Below are 18,625 nucleotides of genomic sequence, written 5' to 3'. Positions count from 1 at the left end.
CGGCAACATCAGCGGTGCGGCGGCACGAGCCGATCGCGCGGCATCAGCCGCTCGCGTTCGGTGGAATCAGCCGATCGGCAGCCAGGTCCCGCCCACGCGTCGGACGGCCGGTCCGTGTCCCGGCAGCACGAGCGCCGGGAACGGCAGCGCCCGTGCCGACTCGAGCGCGCGGTCCTGGTCGGCGGTGAAGAACGGCGTGATCATCCGCGGCCGCGGGGCCCACGACCCCGGCTGGGTGTCGTGCCGACTGACGACCGCGTCGCCTGTGACGATCGCGTCCGCCGCGGGCAGCAGGTACGCGGTCGAGCCGTCGGTGTGGCCGACGGCCGGGAACGGTGCGATCGCCCGACCGGTGAAGTCCGCACCGGTGAACGCGCGAGCGGAGGGGACGGTGGTGGGTCGGAGGGCGTCGGAGCGGATCGCCCGTGCCAGCCAGGCGAGCACGCGGGGGCTGGCGAGCCGGCCGCCGATCTCCGCCGGGGTGACCTGCTGCCGCTCGGGTCCGCGCACGTTGGCGAGCTCGTCGGCGTGGGCGAGCACCTCGACGTCGGGGTACCGCTCGAGGATCCCGGGGATGCCGCCGACGTGGTCGACGTGTCCGTGCGTGACGTAGACGCGACGCAGGTCGGCGGGGTCGTGTCCGGCGGCGCGCACGGTGTCGAGCACGAGGTCGGTGTCGGCCGGGTAGCCGGCGTCGATCAGCGCGACGCCGTCCTCCTCGACCAGCACCACCCAGTTGGACACGGGGCCCTCGACGAAGACGACTCCGGGGGCGACGGACACGACGGAACGGGGTTCGCGCGGGCTCATCCCTCGACGGTACCGTCCGCCGACCGGCGGGCCCGGGTCTGCTCCGCCCGCTCCGCGAGCTCCGCGTCTGCCGGGTAGCCCACCTCGGTCAGCGTCAGTCCCTTCGCCGGCGCCGTCTTGAAGGCGCTCGTGCGTTCCTCGGCGATGCGCAGTTCCTCGAGGCGGTCCGGGCCGAAGCGGCCCTCGCCCACGGCGATGGTCGCGCCGACCATGGCCCGCACCATCGAGTGGCAGAAGGCGTCGGCCTGGAGGCGCGCCACCAGCACGCCGTCCGGCTCGCGGACCCAGCGGAACTGCTGCAACGTCCGGATGGTCGTCGCCCCCTCGCGCGGCTTGCAGAACGTCGCGAAGTCGTGCAGCCCGAGCAACGTCAGCGCACCGCGCTCCATCGCTGCCGGATCGAGCCGTGCCGCGTGCCAGACCGTGTGCCCACGACGACGTGGATCGCGCGGGGCGTCGGCGTCCGCGATCCGGTACTCGTACCGGCGCCAGAGCGGGGAGAACCGGGCGTCGAACCCGTCGGGCGCCACCGAAGCTCCGGTGACGACGACGTCCCCCTCGGGTGCTGCGATGCCGTTGACCCGCTTGAGCAGCCCGTCGAGCGGTGACCGGCCCGTCCCGCGCTTGGCGGTGAGCGCTGCCCACTGTTCCGCCGACAGGTCCAGGTGCGCGACCTGCCCCGTGGCGTGCACCCCGGCGTCGGTGCGTCCGGCGACGGTGAGCAACGGCGGTTCGCCCCAGCGGGTGAACACGGTGCCGAGTGCGGCCTCGAGGGCGCCCTGGACGGTCCGGAGCCCGGGCTGCCGGGCCCACCCGGAGAACGCCGCACCGTCGTAGGCGATGTCCAGCCGGAGCCGCACCTCACCCGTGCTGTCGGGGTCCTGGAAGCCGACCGTCTCGTCCACGTGACCACCGTAGCGGGGATGATCCGTGCCTCCCGGCCCGCGATCCGTCTGCCGGACGGCGGCCGCCCGTACCCGCTCAGCCGCGCGGACGGCCGAACGCCGACGGACCGGTCCGGGTGTCGAGGTCGTCGGTGGCGCGTCGCTCGGACTCGACGATCCCGCGCAGGGCGACGAGCGCGGCCGAGGTGACCGCGACGTGCGAGGGGTTCTCGCGCGATGCGTCGAGCGCGCTCTCGAGTCGTGCGATGGCCTCTTCGGCCTGGTCCTCCGGGGAGTCGCCGCGGATCGTGCTGGCGATCTTCCGCAGTGCCTCGGCGATGGGGGTGGCGAACGCCGGGTCCGGACGCCCGACGCCCTCGGACACCGGGCCGGAGCGTGCCACGAGCTCGGTGAGGTCGGTCGTGTACCAGGCGACCCGCTCCAGTGCGCGGAAGCGTCCGCCGTCCTTCTGGAGCCGTGCTCGCGACCCGCGCAGGGCACCGCGGGGGTTGAGTCGACGGCTCTCGTGCGCGATCGCCACCCGTGACCGGACGTCCGCGATCGCACGGTCCAGGCGGTCCTGCTGGTGGTCCCACGCCTTCTCGTCGCGCTTGCCCTCCTCGAGCACGGCTGCCAGCCCGTCGAGGTGGTCCGCCAGCACGCCGTTCACCGCGTCGATGCGGTGTTCTGCGTCCCAGAAGTGCAGCGGCGGGAACACCAGGAAGTTGACCAGCAGCCCGATCACGACGCCCACCGCCATCTGCACGAGGTACCCGAGCGAGTACCCCTCGGCGTTGGCACCGCCGACGAGCAGGACGAAGAGCGCCGCGGTGGACACCCACGAGCTGCCCTCGCCCAGCACGCGGAACCCGCCGACCAGCACCCCGACGCCGACCGCGAGCGCGATCGCGAGGAAGCCGGGATCGCCGACCCACATCGTGAACGCGGCGATGATGATGCCGAGGGCGATCCCGACCAGGGTCTGCACACCGCTCCGGATGCCCGCGAACACCGTCGTCTGCATCGCGACGACGGCACCGAGTGGCGCGTAGTACGGGTACTCGGCCGCGACGCCCGGGATGTGCCGCGCCACGAACCAGGCGATCACCGCGGCGGCGGCGGCCTTGCCGGCGTGCAGCAGGCGCGGCTGTGTGCCCGAGGTCCGGCTCCACCGCCAGACCCGGGTCCCCAGACCCGTAACGTGCTGGAACGCCATGACTTCCTTCCGTCGCACCCGGCACGTGACGGTACGCCGAGCAGTCGGTGTGCACGACCAGCCTCGGACGCGAGGAAGCCCCCGCGACCTGGGTCGCGGGGGCTTCCTCGTGGTGGTGCAGCGCCCCGGAGGGCACCGGACTACTTGGTGTCGGCGTCGTCCGACTTCTCGGCGGCGTCGGCCTCGACCTCGGCAGCAGCCTCGGTCTCGGACTCGGTCTCGACCGGGGCGGACTCCTCGGTGGTCTCGGTCTCCTCGACCGGGGCCTCCTCGGTGGTCTCGTCGGCGGCGGGCTCGTCGACCGGGGCGGCAGCAGCGGCCGGAGCCGAGTTGCGCTTGACCGGAGCGGGCGTGCTCGAGACGGGCTCGAGGACGAGCTCGATCGACGCCAGCGGGGCGTTGTCGCCCTTGCGGAAGCCGAGCTTCGTGATGCGGGTGTAACCGCCCTGGCGGTCCTCGACCTGGGGGGCGATCTCGGTGAACAGCGTGTGCACGACGGACTTGTCGCGCAGGATGCTGATCACACGACGACGCGCGTGCAGGTCGCCGCGCTTCGCGAACGTGATGAGACGCTCGGCGACCGGGCGGAGGCGCTTGGCCTTCGTCTCGGTGGTCGTGATGCGACCGTGCGTGAAGAGGGCGTTGGCGAGGTTGCTCAGGAGCAGGCGCTCGTGGGCGGGACCGCCACCGAGGCGGGGGCCCTTGGTGGGCTTCGGCATGTCAGTTCTCCAGTGGTGAAAGTGGTGCGCGCGGTGTCAGCGCGCTTGCGCGTGAGCGCGAGGTCAGTTGTTGGACTCGTCCTCGTCGTACCCGCTGTAGAAGTGGGCGCCGTCGAATCCGGGGACGGTGTCCTTGAGGGACAGGCCGAGCTCGGTGAGCTTGTCCTTGACCTCGTCCACCGACTTCTGACCGAAGTTGCGGATGTTCATGAGCTGCGTCTCCGACAGGGCGACGAGCTCGGACACCGTGTTGATGCCCTCCCGCTTCAGGCAGTTGTAGCTGCGGACCGACAGGTCGAGGTCCTCGATCGGGGTCTGCAGTTCGTTCGAGAGCACGGCGTCGACCGGCGCGGGGCCGATCTCGATGCCCTCTGCCGCCGTGTTGAGCTCGCGAGCGAGCCCGAACAGCTCGACCAGCGTGCGACCAGCCGACGCGATGGCGTCGCGCGGCGTGATGGCCGGCTTCGCTTCGACGTCGACGACCAGGCGGTCGAAGTCCGTGCGCTCACCGGCACGCGTCGCCTCGACGCGGTAGGTGACCTTCAGGACGGGCGAGTAGATCGAGTCGATCGGGATCTGACCGGCTTCGCTGAACTCGGAACGGTTCTGCGTCGCCGAGACGTAGCCACGGCCACGCTCGATCGTGAGCTCGAGCTCGAAGCGCGCGGTGTCGTTCAGGGTCGCGATGACGAGTTCCGGGTTGTGGATCTCGACGCCGGCCGGAGCGGAGATGTCCGCCGCGGTGACCTGACCGGCACCCTGCTTGCGCAGGTACGCCGTGATGGGCTCGTCGTGCTCGCTGGAGACGACCAGGCTCTTGATGTTGAGGATGATCTCGGTGACGTCTTCCTTGACACCGGGAACGGTGCTGAACTCGTGGAGGACGCCGTCGATGCGGATGCTGGTGACAGCCGCGCCGGGGATCGAGGAGAGGAGCGTGCGGCGCAGCGAGTTGCCGAGGGTGTAACCGAAGCCCGGCTCGAGCGGCTCGATGACGAAGCGCGAGCGGTGCTCGGAGATCGGCTCCTCGGTCAGGGTGGGGCGCTGTGCAATGAGCACTGTGGGATTCCTTTCGGCGAAGTGTCCGCTATATGACACTTGGCGGTACGACGGGGCCGCATGGGCCCCGACGGGTCTGTTGAGTTGTGATCACGCGCACACACGTGCGCGATCGAACGACCAGGAATGGCCGCGGGCCCTGCCCGCCCTCGCCGGAACGGATCCGGTCAGGGGACGAGCAGGGCGCGGCCGGTTGCTCCTCGCGTCAGACGCGACGGCGCTTGGGCGGGCGGCACCCGTTGTGCGCCTGCGGCGTGACGTCGTTGATCGAGCCGACCTCGAGGCCAGCGGCCTGGAGGGAGCGGATCGCGGTCTCGCGACCCGAACCCGGGCCCTTCACGAAGACGTCGACCTTCTTGACGCCGTGCTCCTGCGCCTGACGCGCAGCGGACTCGGCAGCGAGCTGCGCCGCGAACGGCGTCGACTTGCGCGAACCCTTGAAGCCCACGGCACCCGAGGACGCCCAGCTGAGGACGGCACCCGACGGGTCGGTGATGCTGACGATCGTGTTGTTGAACGTGCTCTTGATGTGGGCCTGGCCCACAGCGACGTTCTTCTTCTCCTTGCGGCGCGGCTTGCGCGCGGCAGTCTTGGGGGTAGCCATCGGGGTCTCCTATCGAGCCTTCTTCTTGCCTGCCACGGTGCGCTTCGGTCCCTTGCGGGTACGAGCGTTGGTCTTGGTGCGCTGACCGCGCACCGGGAGACCACGACGGTGGCGAAGACCCTCGTAGCTGCCGATCTCGACCTTGCGGCGGATGTCGGCGGCGACCTCACGGCGGAGGTCACCCTCGACCTTGAAGTTGCCCTCGATGAAGTCACGGAGGGCGACGAGCTGGTCGTCGGTCAGGTCCTTGACGCGGATGTCACCGGAGATACCGGTCTCCGTCAGTGCCTGGACGGCGCGGGTACGGCCGACGCCGTAGATGTACGTGAGTGCGATCTCCACGCGCTTCTCGCGCGGGATGTCGACGCCTGCTAGACGTGCCATGTGATGGCTGCTCCTGTTGTCGATGGAGGTGTGGCGCAGTACCGGTGCTCGGGCCTCCGCCCCGAGGTGTCCCCCGGTCGTCGTGCGACCGGGTTCTGGTACTGCGTTGTCGATCTTCAGTTGTGGGTCGTGCTCGAGCAGCCTGGTGTCCGAGGGACACCGTCGGCGCCGGTCACGCGCCCGGGACTAGCCCTGGCGCTGCTTGTGACGCGGGTTGCTCTTGCAGATCACCATGACGCGGCCCTTGCGGCGAATCACACGGCAGTGTTCGCAGATGGGCTTGACGCTGGGGTTGACCTTCATGGTTCTTTCCTCGTGCTCGCTGGCTTCGTGCTCGGCAGGATTGCCGTGCCGTTCCTTTCCAGCTCGCGGATCACTTGTAGCGGTAGACGATCCGGCCGCGGGTCAGGTCGTACGGGCTCAGCTCCACGATCACGCGGTCCTCGGGGAGGATGCGGATGTAGTGCTGGCGCATCTTCCCGGAGATGTGCGCGAGGACCTTGTGTCCGTTCGTCAGCTCAACGCGGAACATCGCGTTGGGCAGAGCTTCGAGCACCGAGCCTTCGATCTCGATGACGCCGTCTTTCTTGGCCATAGCCTCACTGTCGCTTGGTTGTGGAACAGGTGTGATCCCCGAACCGGTCTGCGGGTCGGTCGCCACACCCGAGCGGGCATGACACACCAAAGATCGATCTTATGTGGTAAACCCGCAATTGCCAAGTGGGGACGCGGAACACCCCACGTCTGGGGCTTCCGGGGCCGTGCCTGAGCGTTGCACAGTGGTTTGACGGCGCGCTCCGGGCGCACACATGCGCGCGAACCGTAGTTTTGCTCCGCAGCCACGTCCGTCGCACCAGCAGCTCGCGCCGGACCACCGAACGGAGAACACGTGCCCGACGCCACCCGACGCCCCTTCGCCAGCCACGGCAAGCAGGCCCGTCGCCGGGGTTGGGGCACGCTCGTCACCGTCGTCGCGTCCGCCGTCGCCGTCCTGCTCGTGAGCGGCACGAGCGTCGCCGCGATCGCCGGGGCACAGCTCGCCACCGCGCCGCAGACCGTCGCGCTGAGCACCGACGACCAGAGCACCGCGAAGACCGCGGACATCTCGGCGATCAAGGGCGGGGCGAACATCCTGCTCATCGGGAGCGACACCCGGGTCGGCCAGTTCGACTCCGACGAGGACGTCGAGGGCGCCCGCAACGACGTCACGATGCTCATCCACATCTCGGCGGACCACCAGCAGCTCACCGCCGTCAGCTTCCCCCGTGACCTGATGGTCCCCATCCCGGCCTGCACGAACCCCGCGACCGGCACGACCTACCCGGCGTCCACCTCGGCGATGTTCAACACCGCGCTCGGCAACGGCGGTGTCTCCTGCGTCGTGGACACGGTCGAGAACCTCACCGGTCTGAGCATCCCCTACGCCGGGCTCATCACGTTCGACGGCGTGATCGAGATGTCGAACGCCCTCGGCGGTGTGGACGTCTGCGTCGCCGAGCCGATCGACGACACGTTCACCGGCCTGCACCTCACGACGGGCTCGCACTCCCTCGAGGGCTCGGACGCCCTGGCCTTCCTGCGCACCCGCCACGGGGTCGGCGACGGCAGCGACCTCGCCCGCATCAGCTCGCAGCAGGTGTTCCTGTCGGCGCTCCTCCGCAAGGTCACCTCGGACGGCACGCTCTCGAACCCGATCACGCTCTACAAGCTGGCCGGCGCCGCCCTGTCCAACATGACGTTGTCCGACGGCCTGGCCCAGACCGGCACCCTCGTCAAGCTCGCGGCCGCCCTGCGCGGGATGAGCACGGCCAACATGCTCTTCGTGCAGTACCCGGTGGCCGACGACCCCGCCGACAGCGCCCGCGTGATCGTCGACCAGGAGACGGCCCACACCCTGAACGTGGCGCTGCAGAACGACGTCCGGTCGTCGCTGAGCGACTCGAGCACCGGTCGCGCCTCCGAGGAGTCGCCGTCGAGCGGCGGGACGTCGAGCAGCACCGGGTCGTCCGGCTCCTCGGGGCCGTCCGGCACCGCGGGTTCGTCCGGACCCTCGTCGTCCGCCGGCACACCGTCGGCGACGTCGAGCGCGACCGCCACGCGGACGCCGACCGCGTCGGCGACGCCGCTGCCCTCGTCGATCACCGGGCAGAGCGCCTCCGAGGAGACCTGCTCCGTCGGCAACTGACGCGATGCCACGGCGCGTGCGCCCGGCGGTGGTCGGGTGGGTCCACGCGACGTCGTCGACGCGGCGGACGCCAGCCGGACCTCCTGGCCGTCGCATCGTGCGGAGACACCCAGCGTGGGCACCGCGTGCGGACTGGAGGCCCGTCCTACGGGATCGGGACGGGCGTCACACCCAGCGGGGCCAGGCCCCGAGCGCCGCCGTCGGCGGCCGTGAGCACCCAGATGCCGGCCGCGTGCACCGCGACGCTGTGCTCCCAGTGCGCGGCGTCCGAGCCGTCGAGCGTCCGGACCGTCCACTCGTCGTCGTCCGTCGAGCTGTCGATCGCGCCGGCCGTGACCATCGGCTCGATGGCGACCACCAGCCCCGGCTTGACGGCAGGTCCGGCACCGCGCACGCGGTAGTTGAAGACCGGCGGATCCTCGTGCATCGACCGGCCGATGCCGTGGCCGGTGTAGTCCTCGACGATGCCCCACGCGCCGGTCTCGTCGATCGCGTCCTCCACGGCCGAGCCGACCTCGTGCAGGTTCTTCGCGTGGGCGAGCGCGGCGATGCCGTGCCAGAGCGACCGCTCGGTCGTGTCGCAGAGCATCTGACGGGCTGCGGCGACCGCTGCGTCGCCGCCGGGCACGACGGTCGTGAACGCGCTGTCGCCGTTCCAGCCGTCGACCTCGGCGCCGGCGTCCACCGACACGATGTCGCCGGGCGCGAGGACGCGCTCACCGGGGATCCCGTGCACGATCTCGTCGTTCACCGACACGCACAGCGTGTGGCGGTAGCCGGGCACGAGCTGGAAGTTCGGGACTCCACCGCCGTCACGGATGGTGCGCTCGGCGATCGCATCGAGTTCACCGGTGGTGATCCCCGGACGGATCGCTGCACGGACGGCGTCGAGCGCCTCGGCGGTCAGCAGACCCGGCCGGACCATCACCCGGAGCTCGTCCGGGGTCTTGTAGATCGAGGGCTTCTTGAACCGCACCACGCTGGTCAGACGGTCGCGGAGAGCCCGCGGCCCGCCAGTGCCGTCTGGATGCGGTCGCCGACCTCGTCGATGGCACCGAGGCCGTCGACGTCGACCACGAGGCCACGCTCGCCGTACGCCGCCACGATGGGCGCCGTCTGCTCGGCGTAGACCTGCTGGCGACGACGGATCGTCTCCTCGTTGTCGTCGCTGCGGCCCTGGTCCTCGGCGCGCTTGAGCAGGCGACCGACGAGCTCGTCCTGGTCGGCGACGAGCTGCACGACGGCGTCGATCCCGGTGCCCTGCTCAGCGAGCAGCGCGTCGAGGTACTCGACCTGACCGACCGTTCGCGGGTAGCCGTCCAACAGGAAGCCGTGCTCGGCGTCGGGCTCCTGCAGGCGGGACTTCACGAGCTCGTTCGTCAGGGAGTCCGGCACGTAGTCGCCGGCGTCCATGATCGCCTTCGCCTGCACACCGAGGGGCGTGCCCTCTGCCACGTTCTTGCGGAAGATGTCCCCGGTCGAGATCGCGGGGATCCCGAAGGAGTCGGCGATGCGGCCGGCCTGGGTGCCCTTCCCGGCTCCGGGAGGTCCGACGATGATGAGACGTGCGCTCAACGGAGAAGCCCTTCGTAGTGACGCTGCTGCAGTTGCGAGTCGATCTGCTTCACGGTCTCGAGACCGACACCTACGATGATGAGGATGCTCGCGCCACCGAACGGGAAGTTCTGGTTCGCGCCGAACAGCGCCAGTGCTGCCAGCGGGATGAGCGCGATGAGACCGAGGTAGAGCGAACCGGGCAGCGTCACCCGGGTGAGGACGTAGTCGAGGTACTCGGCGGTCGGACGACCGGCACGGATGCCGGGGATGAACCCGCCGTACTTCTTCATGTTGTCGGCGACCTCTTCGGGGTTGAAGGTGATCGCCACGTAGAAGTACGTGAACCCGACGATGAGCAGGAAGTACAGGACCATGTAGAACCAGTTGTCACCCGAGGTCAGGTTGTTCTGGATCCAGGTCACCCACGCGGCCGGCTCGGAACCGTCCGAGGGCTGGTTGAACTGCGCGATCAGGGCCGGCAGGTACAGCAGCGACGAGGCGAAGATGACGGGCACGACGCCGGCCATGTTCACCTTGATCGGGATGTAGGTGTTGTTGCCGCCGTACGTCCGCCGCCCGACCATGCGCTTGGCGTACTGCACGGGGATCCGCCGCTGTGACTGCTCGACGAACACGACGGCCATCATGATCACGAGTCCGACCAGGATCACGAACAGGAAGAGCTCGAACGACTGCGATTGCTCGATCGCCCAGAGCGCCGACGGGAACTGCGCCGCGATCGACGTGAAGATCAGGAGCGACATGCCGTTGCCGATGCCGCGCTCGGTGACGAGCTCGCCCATCCACATGATGAGGCCGGTACCCGCGGTCAGCGTGACGACCATCAGCATGATGGCGTACCAGCTGTCGTTCGAGATGATCGACGTGCAGGACGCGGAGGCGTTGGTGCCGAACAGGGCGCCGGAGCGGGCGACCGTGATCAGGGTCGTGGACTGCAGCACACCGAGCGCGATGGTGAGGTAGCGCGTGTACTGCGTCAGCTTCGCCTGGCCCGACTGGCCCTCCTTGTAGAGGGTGTCGAAGTGCGGGATGACCACACGCAGGAGCTGCACGATGATCGACGACGTGATGTACGGCATGATGCCGAGCGCGAAGACCGAGAGCTTCAGCAGCGCGCCGCCGGAGAAGAGGTTGATGAGGTCGTAGAGACCGCCGGAGGACGACGCGCTGGCGAGACAGCTCTGCACGGCGGCGTAGTCGACGAACGGTGCCGGGATGTACGACCCGAGACGGAACAGCGCGATGATCGCGAGGGTGAAGCCGATCTTCTTGCGAAGATCAGGGGTGCGCATGATGCGCGCGACCGCTCTGAACACGATGACTCCGAACTTGTGGGACCGGGGCCGTCGATCGCGGCCGGACCGGTTTCGGTCGGCAGGGCCGACCCGGCTGGCGGATGCCGGCCACTGTCAAGGAAACCGTAACGGCGGCCCGTGCGCAAACGCACGGGCCGCCGACGGGGGTTACTGGGAGACGGTGCCGCCAGCAGCCACGATCTTCTCGGCGGCGGACGCCGAGACCTTGTCGACCGTGACCGTGATCTTCACGGTGATGTCACCCTGACCGAGAACCTTGACCTTCTCGTTCTTGCGGACGGCGCCCTTGGCGACCAGGCCCGCAACGGTGACGTCGCCACCATCGGGGTAGAGCTCCGAGATCTTGTCCAGGTTCACGACCTGGTACTCGACCCGGAACGGGTTCTTGAACCCGCGGAGCTTCGGGGTGCGCATGTGCAGCGGCATCTGCCCACCCTCGAAGCCGACCCGGACCTGGTAACGGGCCTTCGTGCCCTTGGTACCACGCCCAGCGGTCTTGCCCTTCGAGCCCTCACCGCGACCCACACGGGTGCGGTCCTTCTTGGCGCCCTCTGCAGGACGGAGGTGGTGCAGCTTCAGCACCTGCACGCGCTCGTTCTTCTCGTCGCTCATGCGTCGACCTCCTCGACCTTCACGAGGTGCGCCACCGTCGCGATGTACCCACGGTTCTGGGAGTTGTCCTCACGCTCGACCGAACGGCCGATGCGCTTGAGGCCCAGGCTGCGCAGGGTGTCGCGCTGGTACTGCTTCTCGCTGATAACGGACTTGATCTGCGTGATCTTCAGCATCGCCATCACGCACCTGCCTTCTCGGTCGCGGCACGCAGGGCTGCGGCCTCGGCCTGGAGCAGACGGGCCGGGACGACCCGCTCGACGTCGAGGCCACGACGGCTCGCGACGGCGCGGGGCTCCTCGAGCTGCTTCAGGGCCTCGACGGTCGCGTGCACGATGTTGATGGTGTTCGACGAGCCGAGCGACTTGCTCAGGACGTCGTGGATGCCGGCGCACTCGAGCACGGCGCGGACCGGACCACCGGCGATGACACCGGTACCGGGGCCGGCCGGACGCAGGAGGACGACGCCAGCGGCGGCTTCACCCTGCACCGGGTGCGGGATCGTGTTGCCGACGCGGGGTACGCGGAAGAAGTTCTTCTTCGCCTCTTCGACACCCTTGGAGATCGCCGTGGGGACCTCCTTGGCCTTGCCGTAGCCGACGCCGACGAGGCCGTTGCCGTCACCGACGACGACGAGCGCCGTGAAGCTGAAGCGACGACCACCCTTGACGACCTTCGAGACGCGGTTGATGGTCACCACGCGCTCGAGGAACTGGCTGTCGCCACCGCGGTTGTTGCGGTCGCGGCCCTGCTGACGGTCACGACCGCCACCACGACGGCCACGGTTGTCAGCGGAGTCGCGGTTGTTCGACGCGGAGCCCGCGGCGGTCTCGACCGGACGCTCGGCGACGGCAGGTGCCTCCGCCTCCTTACCGGTCTTGGCGCCCTCGGTGGTCGCCTCGGCAGTTGCGTCGGTGGCCGTGGCCTCCGTGCTCGCCTCGGTGGTCTCCGTGGTCTCGACAGCCTCGGTCTCCGTGGCCTCGACGGCCTCGGTCTTGGCGTCTTCGTTGGTGTTCGCGTTGTCGCTCACAGGTTCAGCCCTCCTTCACGGGCACCATCGGCGATCGCGGCGACGCGACCGGCGTACTTGCTGCCACCGCGGTCGAAGACCACGGCCTCGACGCCAGCCGACTTCGCGCGCTCGGCGAGGAGCTCACCGACGCGACGGGCCTTGGCGGTCTTGTCGCCGTCGAACGAGCGGAGGTCTGCCTCCATCGTCGAGGCGCTTGCGAGGGTGTGACCCTTCGAGTCGTCGATGACCTGCACGAACACGTGACGCGACGAGCGGGTGACGGCGAGACGGGGACGAGCCTCGGTGCCGGTGATCTTCTTGCGGAGACGGTTGTGACGACGCGCCTTGGCGGCCGCCTTGCTCTTGCCTCGTGTCTTGAGGAGTCCCATGATCACTTACCTGACTTTCCGGCCTTGCGGCGCACGTTCTCGCCGGCGTAACGGACACCCTTGCCCTTGTAGGGCTCGGGCTTCCGGAGCTTCCGGATGTTCGCGGCGACCTCGCCGACAGCCTGCTTGTCGATACCGGCGACGGTGACCTTGTTGTTGCCCTCCACCGCGAAGCTGATGCCCGCCGGCGGCTCGACCGTGATCGAGTGGGAGTACCCGAGGGCGAACTCGAGGTTCGAGCCCTTGGCCGCGACACGGTAACCCGTACCGACGACCTCGAGGCCCTTGGTGTAGCCCTGGGTCACGCCGATGATGTTGTTGGCGATGAGGGTCCGGGTCAGTCCGTGGAGCGAACGCGACTCGCGCTCGTCGTCCGGACGGGTGACGAGGACCTGGTTCTCCTCGACCTTGGCCTGGATGGGCTCCGCGATGACGAGCGCGAGCTCGCCCTTCGGGCCCTTGACCGCCACGTTCTGACCGTCAACGGAGACGGTGACGCCGGCGGGGATGTCGATGGGGAGACGTCCGATTCGTGACATTGTCGATCACCACACGTAGGCGAGGACTTCCCCACCCACGCCCTTCTGCTCGGCTTCGCGGTCGGTCAGGAGGCCGGAGGAGGTCGAGAGGATCGCCACGCCGAGGCCACCGAGGACCTGGGGGATCTCCGTCGACTTCGCGTAGACCCGGAGGCCCGGCTTCGAGACGCGCTTGATGCCGGCGATCGAACGCTCGCGCTCGGGGCCGTACTTCAGGTCGATGGTGAGGGTCTGCCCGACTCGGGCGTCCTCCACCTTCCACTCGCTGATGTAGCCCTCACGCTTGAGGATGTCGGCGATGTTCTTCTTGAGCTTGGAGCTCGGGAGCGCGACTGCGTCGTGGTGCGCGGAGTTCGCGTTCCGCAATCTGGTCAGCATGTCTGCGACCGGATCGGTCATCGTCATGATGTTCGTCCATTTCTCGCCTGGTTTCGACACCCGTTCCACGAATGCCGACCTGAGCGATCGAGTGATCCCGGGGCGGTTCCCCGAGATCGGTGTGTTCGTGCGTGCGGGCCGGAGGACGTGAATCCTCCGGCCCGCACCGCCCGAAGTAGTTTAGACCGTCTGCTCGTTGGAGCGGAACGGGAAGCCGAGCTGGCGGAGCAGCGCGCGTCCCTCGTCGTCCGTCTTCGCGGTGGTGACGACAGTGATGTCGAAGCCGCGGACACGGTCGATGCGGTCCTGGTCGATCTCGTGGAACACGGACTGCTCCGTGAGACCGAACGTGTAGTTGCCGTTGCCGTCGAACTGCTTGTCGCTGAGACCGCGGAAGTCGCGGATGCGGGGCAGTGCGAGCGTCACCAGGCGGTCCAGGAACTCCCACGCGCGGTCACCACGGAGGGTGACGTGCGCGCCGATGGCCTGACCCTCGCGCAGCTTGAACTGTGCGATGGACTTGCGGGCGATGTTGACCTGGGGCTTCTGACCCGTGATCGCCGTGAGGTCCTTGATGGCCCCCTCGATGATCTTGGAGTCACGAGCGGCCTCGCCGACACCGGTGTTCACGACGACCTTGACCAGGCCGGGGACCTGGTTGACGTTCGCGTAACCGAACTGCTCGGTGAGGGCCGTCTTGATCTCGGCCAGGTACTTCTGCTTGAGGCGCGGCTGGATCTTGCCAGCGGGCGCAGCAGTCGTGTCAGTCATCAGAGCTTCTCACCAGACTTCTTCGCGTAGCGGACACGGACGGTCTTCTTGACGCCGTCCTTCTCCACCTCTTCGGTGCGGAAGCCGACACGCGTCGGCTTCTTCGTCTTCGGGTCGACGAGTGCGACGTTCGAGACGTGGATCGAGGCTTCGTGCTGCTCGATGCCACCGGTCTTCGAACCACGCTGCGTCTGACCGACGCGGACGTGCTTCGTGACGAAGTTCACGCCCTCGACGACGACGCGGTTCTTGTCCTTGAGGACCTCGATGACCTTGCCCTGCTTGCCACGGTCGCCGCCACGCTCCTGCGTCGCGCCCGTGATGACCTGGACGAGGTCACCCTTCTTGATGTTCGCCATGGCTTACAGCACCTCCGGCGCGAGCGAGATGATCTTCATGAACTTCTTGTCACGGAGCTCGCGACCGACCGGACCGAAGATGCGCGTACCGCGCGGGTCGCCGTCGGCCTTGAGGATCACTGCCGCGTTCTCGTCGAACTTGATGTAGGAGCCGTCCTGACGACGGGTCTCCTTCTTGGTGCGAACGATGACTGCCTTGACGACGTCACCCTTCTTCACGTTGCCGCCGGGGATGGCGTCCTTCACCGTGGCGACGATGACGTCACCGAGGCCGGCGTAGCGACGACCCGAGCCACCGAGCACGCGGATGGTCAAGATCTCCTTGGCACCCGTGTTGTCGGCGACCTTCAGGCGGGATTCCTGCTGAATCACTGCTGTCTCCTATTCCGAAGCAGGCCGAGGCCTACTTGGCCTTCTCGAGGATCTCGACCAGGCGCCAGCGCTTGGAGGCGCTGAGGGGACGGGTCTCGCTGATCACGACGAGGTCGCCGACACCAGCGGTGCCGAGCTCGTCGTGGGCCTTCACCTTGGACGTGCGACGGATGATCTTGCCGTAGAGCGCGTGCTTCACGCGGTCCTCGACCTCGACCACGATGGTCTTGTCCATCTTGTCGCTCGTCACGTACCCGCGACGCGTCTTGCGGTAGCCGCGAGTGAGGGCGGCGGAGTTCTTCTCTTCGTTCGCCATTACTTCTCCTCGGCGGTCTCGGCCTCGGTCGACTCGGCCGGCTTGTCAGCCTTCTTCGTCGTCTTCTTGGCCTTGGGGGCGGTCTCGACGGGCGCGGGAGTGGCACGGATGCCGAGCTCGCGCTCGCGGAGGACGGTGTAGATGCGGGCGATGTCGCGCTTGACGGCACGGAGACGACCGTGGCTCTCCAGCTGGCCGGTGGCCGACTGGAAGCGGAGGTTGAAGAGTTCCTCCTTGGCCTTCTTCAGCTCGTCAGCGAGACGCTCGTTCTCGAACGTGTCGAGCTCCGTCGGACGGAGCTCCTTGGAACCGATCGCCATTATGCGTCGCCCTCCTCGCGCTTGATGATGCGTGCCTTGAGGGGCAGCTTGTGGATTGCACGAGTCAACGCCTCACGGGCGATCTCCTCGCTGACGCCGGAGAGCTCGAAGAGCACCCGGCCCGGCTTCACGTTCGCGACCCACCACTCGGGCGAACCCTTACCGGAACCCATGCGGGTCTCAGCGGGCTTCTTGGTCAGCGGACGGTCCGGGTAGATGTTGATCCAGACCTTGCCACCACGCTTGATGTGACGCGTCATGGCGATACGAGCGGACTCGATCTGACGGTTGGTCACGTACGCCGGGGTGAGGGCCTGGATGCCGTAGTCGCCGAAGCTGACCTTGGTACCACCGGTGGCCTGACCCGAACGCTTCGGGTGGTGCTGCTTGCGGTGCTTGACTCGACGGGGAATAAGCATGGTTACGCCTCAACTCCTGCGCCGGCCGGCGCGTCCTGCGGGGCCTGCTGCGGACGACGGTCACCGCGGTCGCCGCCACGACGGTCGCCGCCACGGTCGCCACGCTCACCGCGCGGGCCGCCACGACGCTCCGGGCGCGACGAACGCTGGTTCGCCTGCTCGCGAGCGAGCTCCTTGTTCGTGATGTCGCCCTTGTAGATCCAGACCTTCACGCCGATGCGGCCGAACGTGGTCCGGGCCTCGTAGAAGCCGTAGTCGATGTTCGCGCGGAGGGTGTGCAGCGGCACACGGCCTTCGCGGTAGAACTCCGAACGCGACATCTCGGCGCCGCCGAGACGACCCGACACCTGGATGCGGACACCCTTGGCGCCGGCGCGCTGTGCACCCTGCAGGCCCTTGCGCATGGCGCGACGGAACGCGACACGAGCGGAGAGCTGCTCGGCGATGCCCTGCGCGACGAGCTGGGCCTCGGTCTCGGGGTTCTTGACCTCGAGGATGTTCAGCTGGATCTGCTTCTTGGTGAGCTTCTCGAGCTCACCGCGAACGCGCTCCGCTTCGGCGCCGCGGCGGCCGATGACGATGCCCGGACGAGCCGTGTGGATGTCCACGCGGACACGGTCACGGGTGCGCTCGAGCTCGATGCGTGCGACGCCGGCGCGGTCGAGGGTCTTCTTCAGGTACTCGCGCACCTTGATGTCCTCGGCCACGTAGTCGGCGTAGCGCTGACCGGCCTTCTTGCTGTCGGTGAACCAGTGCGAGACGTGGTCCGTCGTGATCCCGAGACGGAAGCCGTACGGGTTGACCTTCTGGCCCATTACTTGCTCGCCTTCTTGCTCGTCGCGGCAACCTCGGCCTCGTCGGGCGTCGCGAGGACGACCGTGATGTGGCTGGTGCGCTTGTTGATGCGGAAGGCGCGGCCCTGGGCGCGCGGCTGGAACCGCTTCAGGGTCGTGCCCTCGTCGACGAAGACGCGGCTCACGTAGAGGTCGCGCTCGTCGAGGAAGCTGTTCGTCGAGTCCGCCTTGACCCGTGCGTTCGCGATCGCCGAGGCGACCAGCTTGTACACGGGCTCCGAAGCGCCCTGGGGGGCGAACTTCAGGATGGCGAGGGCCTCGTGGGCCTGCTTGCCGCGGATCAGCTCGATGACGCGACGGGCCTTCTGAGGCGTGACGCGGATGTGTCGCACGCGTGCGATCGACTCCACCATTTCGTTCCTCCTCTGCGTCGCCGCCTCAGCGGCGACGGCCCTTCTTGTCGTCCTTCACGTGACCACGGAAGGTGCGGGTCGGCGCGAACTCGCCGAGCTTGTGACCGACCATCGACTCGGTGACGAACACCGGGATGTGCTTGCGGCCGTCGTGGACGGCGATCGTGTGCCCGAGCATGTTCGGGACGATCATCGACCGACGCGACCACGTACGGATCACGTTCTTGGTGTTGGCCTCGTTCTGCGTGACGACCTTGCGGAGCAGGTGCTCGTCGACGAAGGGGCCCTTCTTCAGACTGCGTGGCATCTTCTGAACTCCTACTTGCGCTTCTTGCCGGCGTTACGGCGACGGACGATGAGCTTGTCGCTCGGCTTGTTCGGCTTGCGCGTACGGCCCTCGGACTGGCCCCAGGGGCTGACCGGGTGACGACCACCGGACGTCTTGCCCTCACCACCACCGTGCGGGTGGTCGACCGGGTTCATGGCGACACCACGGACGGTCGGGCGGACGCCCTTCCAGCGCATGCGGCCGGCCTTGCCCCAGTTGATGTTCGACTGCTCGGCGTTGCCGACCTCGCCGATCGTGGCGCGGCAGCGTGCGTCGACGTTGCGGACCTCGCCCGACGGCAGACGGAGCTGCGCGTAGGGGCCGTCCTTGGCGACGAGACGCACCGAGGCGCCGGCGGAGCGGGCCATCTTGGCGCCGCCACCGGGGCGGAGCTCGATGGCGTGCACGACGGTACCCACGGGGATGTTGCGCAGCGGCAGGTTGTTGCCGGGCTTGATGTCGGCGCCGGGGCCCTGCTCGATGACGTCGCCCTGCTTCAGCTTGTTCGGCGCGATGATGTACCGCTTCGTGCCGTCCACGTAGTGCAGGAGCGCGATGCGCGCAGTGCGGTTGGGGTCGTACTCGATGTGAGCGACCTTGGCGTCGACGCCGTCCTTGTCGGAGCGACGGAAGTCGATCACGCGGTACTGGCGTTTGTGGCCACCACCGATGTGACGCGTGGTGATACGGCCGGAGCTGTTGCGACCACCGGTCTTCGGCAGCGGACGAAGCAGTGACTTCTCCGGAGTCGAACGGGTGATCTCAGCGAAGTCGGCGACCGACGAGCCGCGACGACCGGGGGTCGTCGGCTTGTAGTTACGAATAGCCATGATTTATCCCTCTGGTCC

29 protein-coding genes are annotated in these 18,625 nt (G+C 68.3%); 1 reads left to right on the top strand and 28 read right to left on the bottom strand.

What is annotated here, in order from left to right:
• Window positions 1-66: 66 nt before the first annotated feature.
• The 9 genes from HP445_RS06770 to infA form a co-directional block, all read right to left on the bottom strand.
• On the bottom strand, window positions 67-810 hold the full coding sequence (locus HP445_RS06770) for an MBL fold metallo-hydrolase (RefSeq protein ID WP_128780460.1): 744 nt from the start codon (window positions 808-810) through the stop codon (window positions 67-69).
• Window positions 807-1,715 (bottom strand): tRNA pseudouridine(38-40) synthase TruA, encoded by a 909-nt coding sequence (gene truA / locus HP445_RS06765; protein WP_128780459.1) that lies wholly within the window; start codon window positions 1,713-1,715, stop codon window positions 807-809. Before truA ends, HP445_RS06770 begins: the two co-directional genes overlap by 4 nt.
• Before the next feature lie 76 nt (window positions 1,716-1,791).
• Window positions 1,792-2,928 carry an FUSC family protein gene (locus HP445_RS06760; RefSeq protein ID WP_128780458.1) on the bottom strand — a complete coding sequence of 379 codons (1,137 nt, stop codon included), beginning with the start codon at window positions 2,926-2,928 and terminating at the stop codon, window positions 1,792-1,794.
• A gap of 122 nt (window positions 2,929-3,050) precedes the next feature.
• Window positions 3,051-3,629, bottom strand: a complete 579-nt coding sequence (gene rplQ, locus HP445_RS06755; RefSeq protein ID WP_071245471.1) for a 50S ribosomal protein L17 — start codon at window positions 3,627-3,629, stop codon at window positions 3,051-3,053.
• 63 nt (window positions 3,630-3,692) lie between these two features.
• A complete protein-coding gene (locus HP445_RS06750; RefSeq protein ID WP_017885506.1) occupies window positions 3,693-4,688 on the bottom strand; it encodes a DNA-directed RNA polymerase subunit alpha in 996 nt (331 codons plus the stop codon).
• Window positions 4,689-4,893: 205 nt separating this feature from the next.
• On the bottom strand, window positions 4,894-5,292 hold the full coding sequence (rpsK, locus tag HP445_RS06745; protein ID WP_017885507.1) for a 30S ribosomal protein S11: 399 nt from the start codon (window positions 5,290-5,292) through the stop codon (window positions 4,894-4,896).
• Between the two features lie 9 nt (window positions 5,293-5,301).
• Entirely contained in the window at window positions 5,302-5,676 is a 375-nt protein-coding gene (gene rpsM / locus HP445_RS06740; RefSeq protein WP_017885508.1) for a 30S ribosomal protein S13, read from the bottom strand.
• A gap of 186 nt (window positions 5,677-5,862) precedes the next feature.
• A complete protein-coding gene (rpmJ, locus tag HP445_RS06735) occupies window positions 5,863-5,979 on the bottom strand; it encodes a 50S ribosomal protein L36 (protein ID WP_022903266.1) in 117 nt (38 codons plus the stop codon).
• 70 nt (window positions 5,980-6,049) lie between these two features.
• Window positions 6,050-6,271, bottom strand: a complete 222-nt coding sequence (infA, locus tag HP445_RS06730) for a translation initiation factor IF-1 (protein WP_017885509.1) — start codon at window positions 6,269-6,271, stop codon at window positions 6,050-6,052.
• 294 nt (window positions 6,272-6,565) lie between these two features.
• On the opposite strand from infA, the gene HP445_RS06725 reads away from it, so the two are divergent.
• Entirely contained in the window at window positions 6,566-7,861 is a 1,296-nt protein-coding gene (locus HP445_RS06725) for an LCP family protein (protein WP_128780457.1), read from the top strand.
• A 145-nt stretch (window positions 7,862-8,006) separates the two neighbouring features.
• On the opposite strand, the gene map is transcribed toward HP445_RS06725, so the two are convergent.
• From map to rplB, 19 genes are all read right to left on the bottom strand, one after another.
• Window positions 8,007-8,786, bottom strand: coding sequence for a type I methionyl aminopeptidase (gene map, locus HP445_RS06720; protein WP_217499781.1), 780 nt, complete (start codon window positions 8,784-8,786; stop codon window positions 8,007-8,009).
• Window positions 8,787-8,845: 59 nt separating this feature from the next.
• A complete protein-coding gene (locus tag HP445_RS06715) occupies window positions 8,846-9,436 on the bottom strand; it encodes an adenylate kinase (RefSeq protein WP_110863215.1) in 591 nt (196 codons plus the stop codon).
• Complete coding sequence (gene secY, locus HP445_RS06710; RefSeq protein WP_027466722.1) at window positions 9,433-10,755, bottom strand: preprotein translocase subunit SecY; 1,323 nt, start codon at window positions 10,753-10,755, stop codon at window positions 9,433-9,435. The genes HP445_RS06715 and secY overlap by 4 nt, the downstream gene beginning before the upstream one ends.
• A 147-nt stretch (window positions 10,756-10,902) precedes the next feature.
• Window positions 10,903-11,367, bottom strand: a complete 465-nt coding sequence (rplO, locus tag HP445_RS06705; RefSeq protein ID WP_027466723.1) for a 50S ribosomal protein L15 — start codon at window positions 11,365-11,367, stop codon at window positions 10,903-10,905.
• Window positions 11,364-11,549 (bottom strand): 50S ribosomal protein L30, encoded by a 186-nt coding sequence (rpmD, locus tag HP445_RS06700; protein WP_017885515.1) that lies wholly within the window; start codon window positions 11,547-11,549, stop codon window positions 11,364-11,366. Before rpmD ends, rplO begins: the two co-directional genes overlap by 4 nt.
• Entirely contained in the window at window positions 11,549-12,397 is an 849-nt protein-coding gene (gene rpsE, locus HP445_RS18350; protein WP_071406161.1) for a 30S ribosomal protein S5, read from the bottom strand. The genes rpmD and rpsE overlap by 1 nt, the downstream gene beginning before the upstream one ends.
• The gene (gene rplR / locus HP445_RS06690; RefSeq protein WP_027466725.1) at window positions 12,394-12,768 is read right to left on the bottom strand and encodes a 50S ribosomal protein L18; all 375 of its coding nucleotides are present in this window, start codon (window positions 12,766-12,768) and stop codon (window positions 12,394-12,396) included. The genes rpsE and rplR overlap by 4 nt, the downstream gene beginning before the upstream one ends.
• 2 nt (window positions 12,769-12,770) lie before the next feature.
• The gene (gene rplF, locus HP445_RS06685) at window positions 12,771-13,307 is read right to left on the bottom strand and encodes a 50S ribosomal protein L6 (protein WP_017885518.1); all 537 of its coding nucleotides are present in this window, start codon (window positions 13,305-13,307) and stop codon (window positions 12,771-12,773) included.
• Between the two features lie 6 nt (window positions 13,308-13,313).
• Window positions 13,314-13,712 (bottom strand): 30S ribosomal protein S8, encoded by a 399-nt coding sequence (gene rpsH, locus HP445_RS06680; protein WP_017885519.1) that lies wholly within the window; start codon window positions 13,710-13,712, stop codon window positions 13,314-13,316.
• Between the two features lie 153 nt (window positions 13,713-13,865).
• Complete coding sequence (gene rplE / locus HP445_RS06675) at window positions 13,866-14,456, bottom strand: 50S ribosomal protein L5 (RefSeq protein ID WP_042537502.1); 591 nt, start codon at window positions 14,454-14,456, stop codon at window positions 13,866-13,868.
• A complete protein-coding gene (gene rplX / locus HP445_RS06670; RefSeq protein ID WP_017885522.1) occupies window positions 14,456-14,815 on the bottom strand; it encodes a 50S ribosomal protein L24 in 360 nt (119 codons plus the stop codon). Before rplX ends, rplE begins: the two co-directional genes overlap by 1 nt.
• A gap of 3 nt (window positions 14,816-14,818) precedes the next feature.
• On the bottom strand, window positions 14,819-15,187 hold the full coding sequence (gene rplN / locus HP445_RS06665; RefSeq protein ID WP_017885523.1) for a 50S ribosomal protein L14: 369 nt from the start codon (window positions 15,185-15,187) through the stop codon (window positions 14,819-14,821).
• Between the two features lie 31 nt (window positions 15,188-15,218).
• Window positions 15,219-15,503: a 30S ribosomal protein S17 gene (rpsQ, locus tag HP445_RS06660; RefSeq protein ID WP_017885524.1), complete on the bottom strand. Its 285-nt coding sequence runs from the start codon at window positions 15,501-15,503 to the stop codon at window positions 15,219-15,221.
• Window positions 15,503-15,823 carry a 50S ribosomal protein L29 gene (gene rpmC / locus HP445_RS18895; RefSeq protein ID WP_017885525.1) on the bottom strand — a complete coding sequence of 107 codons (321 nt, stop codon included), beginning with the start codon at window positions 15,821-15,823 and terminating at the stop codon, window positions 15,503-15,505. Before rpmC ends, rpsQ begins: the two co-directional genes overlap by 1 nt.
• The gene (gene rplP / locus HP445_RS06650; protein ID WP_017885526.1) at window positions 15,823-16,242 is read right to left on the bottom strand and encodes a 50S ribosomal protein L16; all 420 of its coding nucleotides are present in this window, start codon (window positions 16,240-16,242) and stop codon (window positions 15,823-15,825) included. Before rplP ends, rpmC begins: the two co-directional genes overlap by 1 nt.
• Before the next feature lie 2 nt (window positions 16,243-16,244).
• Entirely contained in the window at window positions 16,245-17,057 is an 813-nt protein-coding gene (gene rpsC, locus HP445_RS06645; protein WP_017885527.1) for a 30S ribosomal protein S3, read from the bottom strand.
• Complete coding sequence (rplV, locus tag HP445_RS06640; protein WP_035809257.1) at window positions 17,057-17,449, bottom strand: 50S ribosomal protein L22; 393 nt, start codon at window positions 17,447-17,449, stop codon at window positions 17,057-17,059. Before rplV ends, rpsC begins: the two co-directional genes overlap by 1 nt.
• A 25-nt stretch (window positions 17,450-17,474) precedes the next feature.
• Window positions 17,475-17,756 carry a 30S ribosomal protein S19 gene (gene rpsS / locus HP445_RS06635; RefSeq protein ID WP_017885529.1) on the bottom strand — a complete coding sequence of 94 codons (282 nt, stop codon included), beginning with the start codon at window positions 17,754-17,756 and terminating at the stop codon, window positions 17,475-17,477.
• An 11-nt stretch (window positions 17,757-17,767) separates the two neighbouring features.
• Window positions 17,768-18,607, bottom strand: coding sequence for a 50S ribosomal protein L2 (rplB, locus tag HP445_RS06630; RefSeq protein WP_027466728.1), 840 nt, complete (start codon window positions 18,605-18,607; stop codon window positions 17,768-17,770).
• Between the last annotated feature and the right edge of the window lie 18 nt (window positions 18,608-18,625).

It is taken from the genome of Curtobacterium flaccumfaciens, assembly GCF_013359815.1.
Taxonomy (GTDB): Bacteria; Actinomycetota; Actinomycetes; order Actinomycetales; family Microbacteriaceae; genus Curtobacterium; species Curtobacterium flaccumfaciens.
This window is presented reverse-complemented; position numbering and strand designations above follow the sequence as displayed.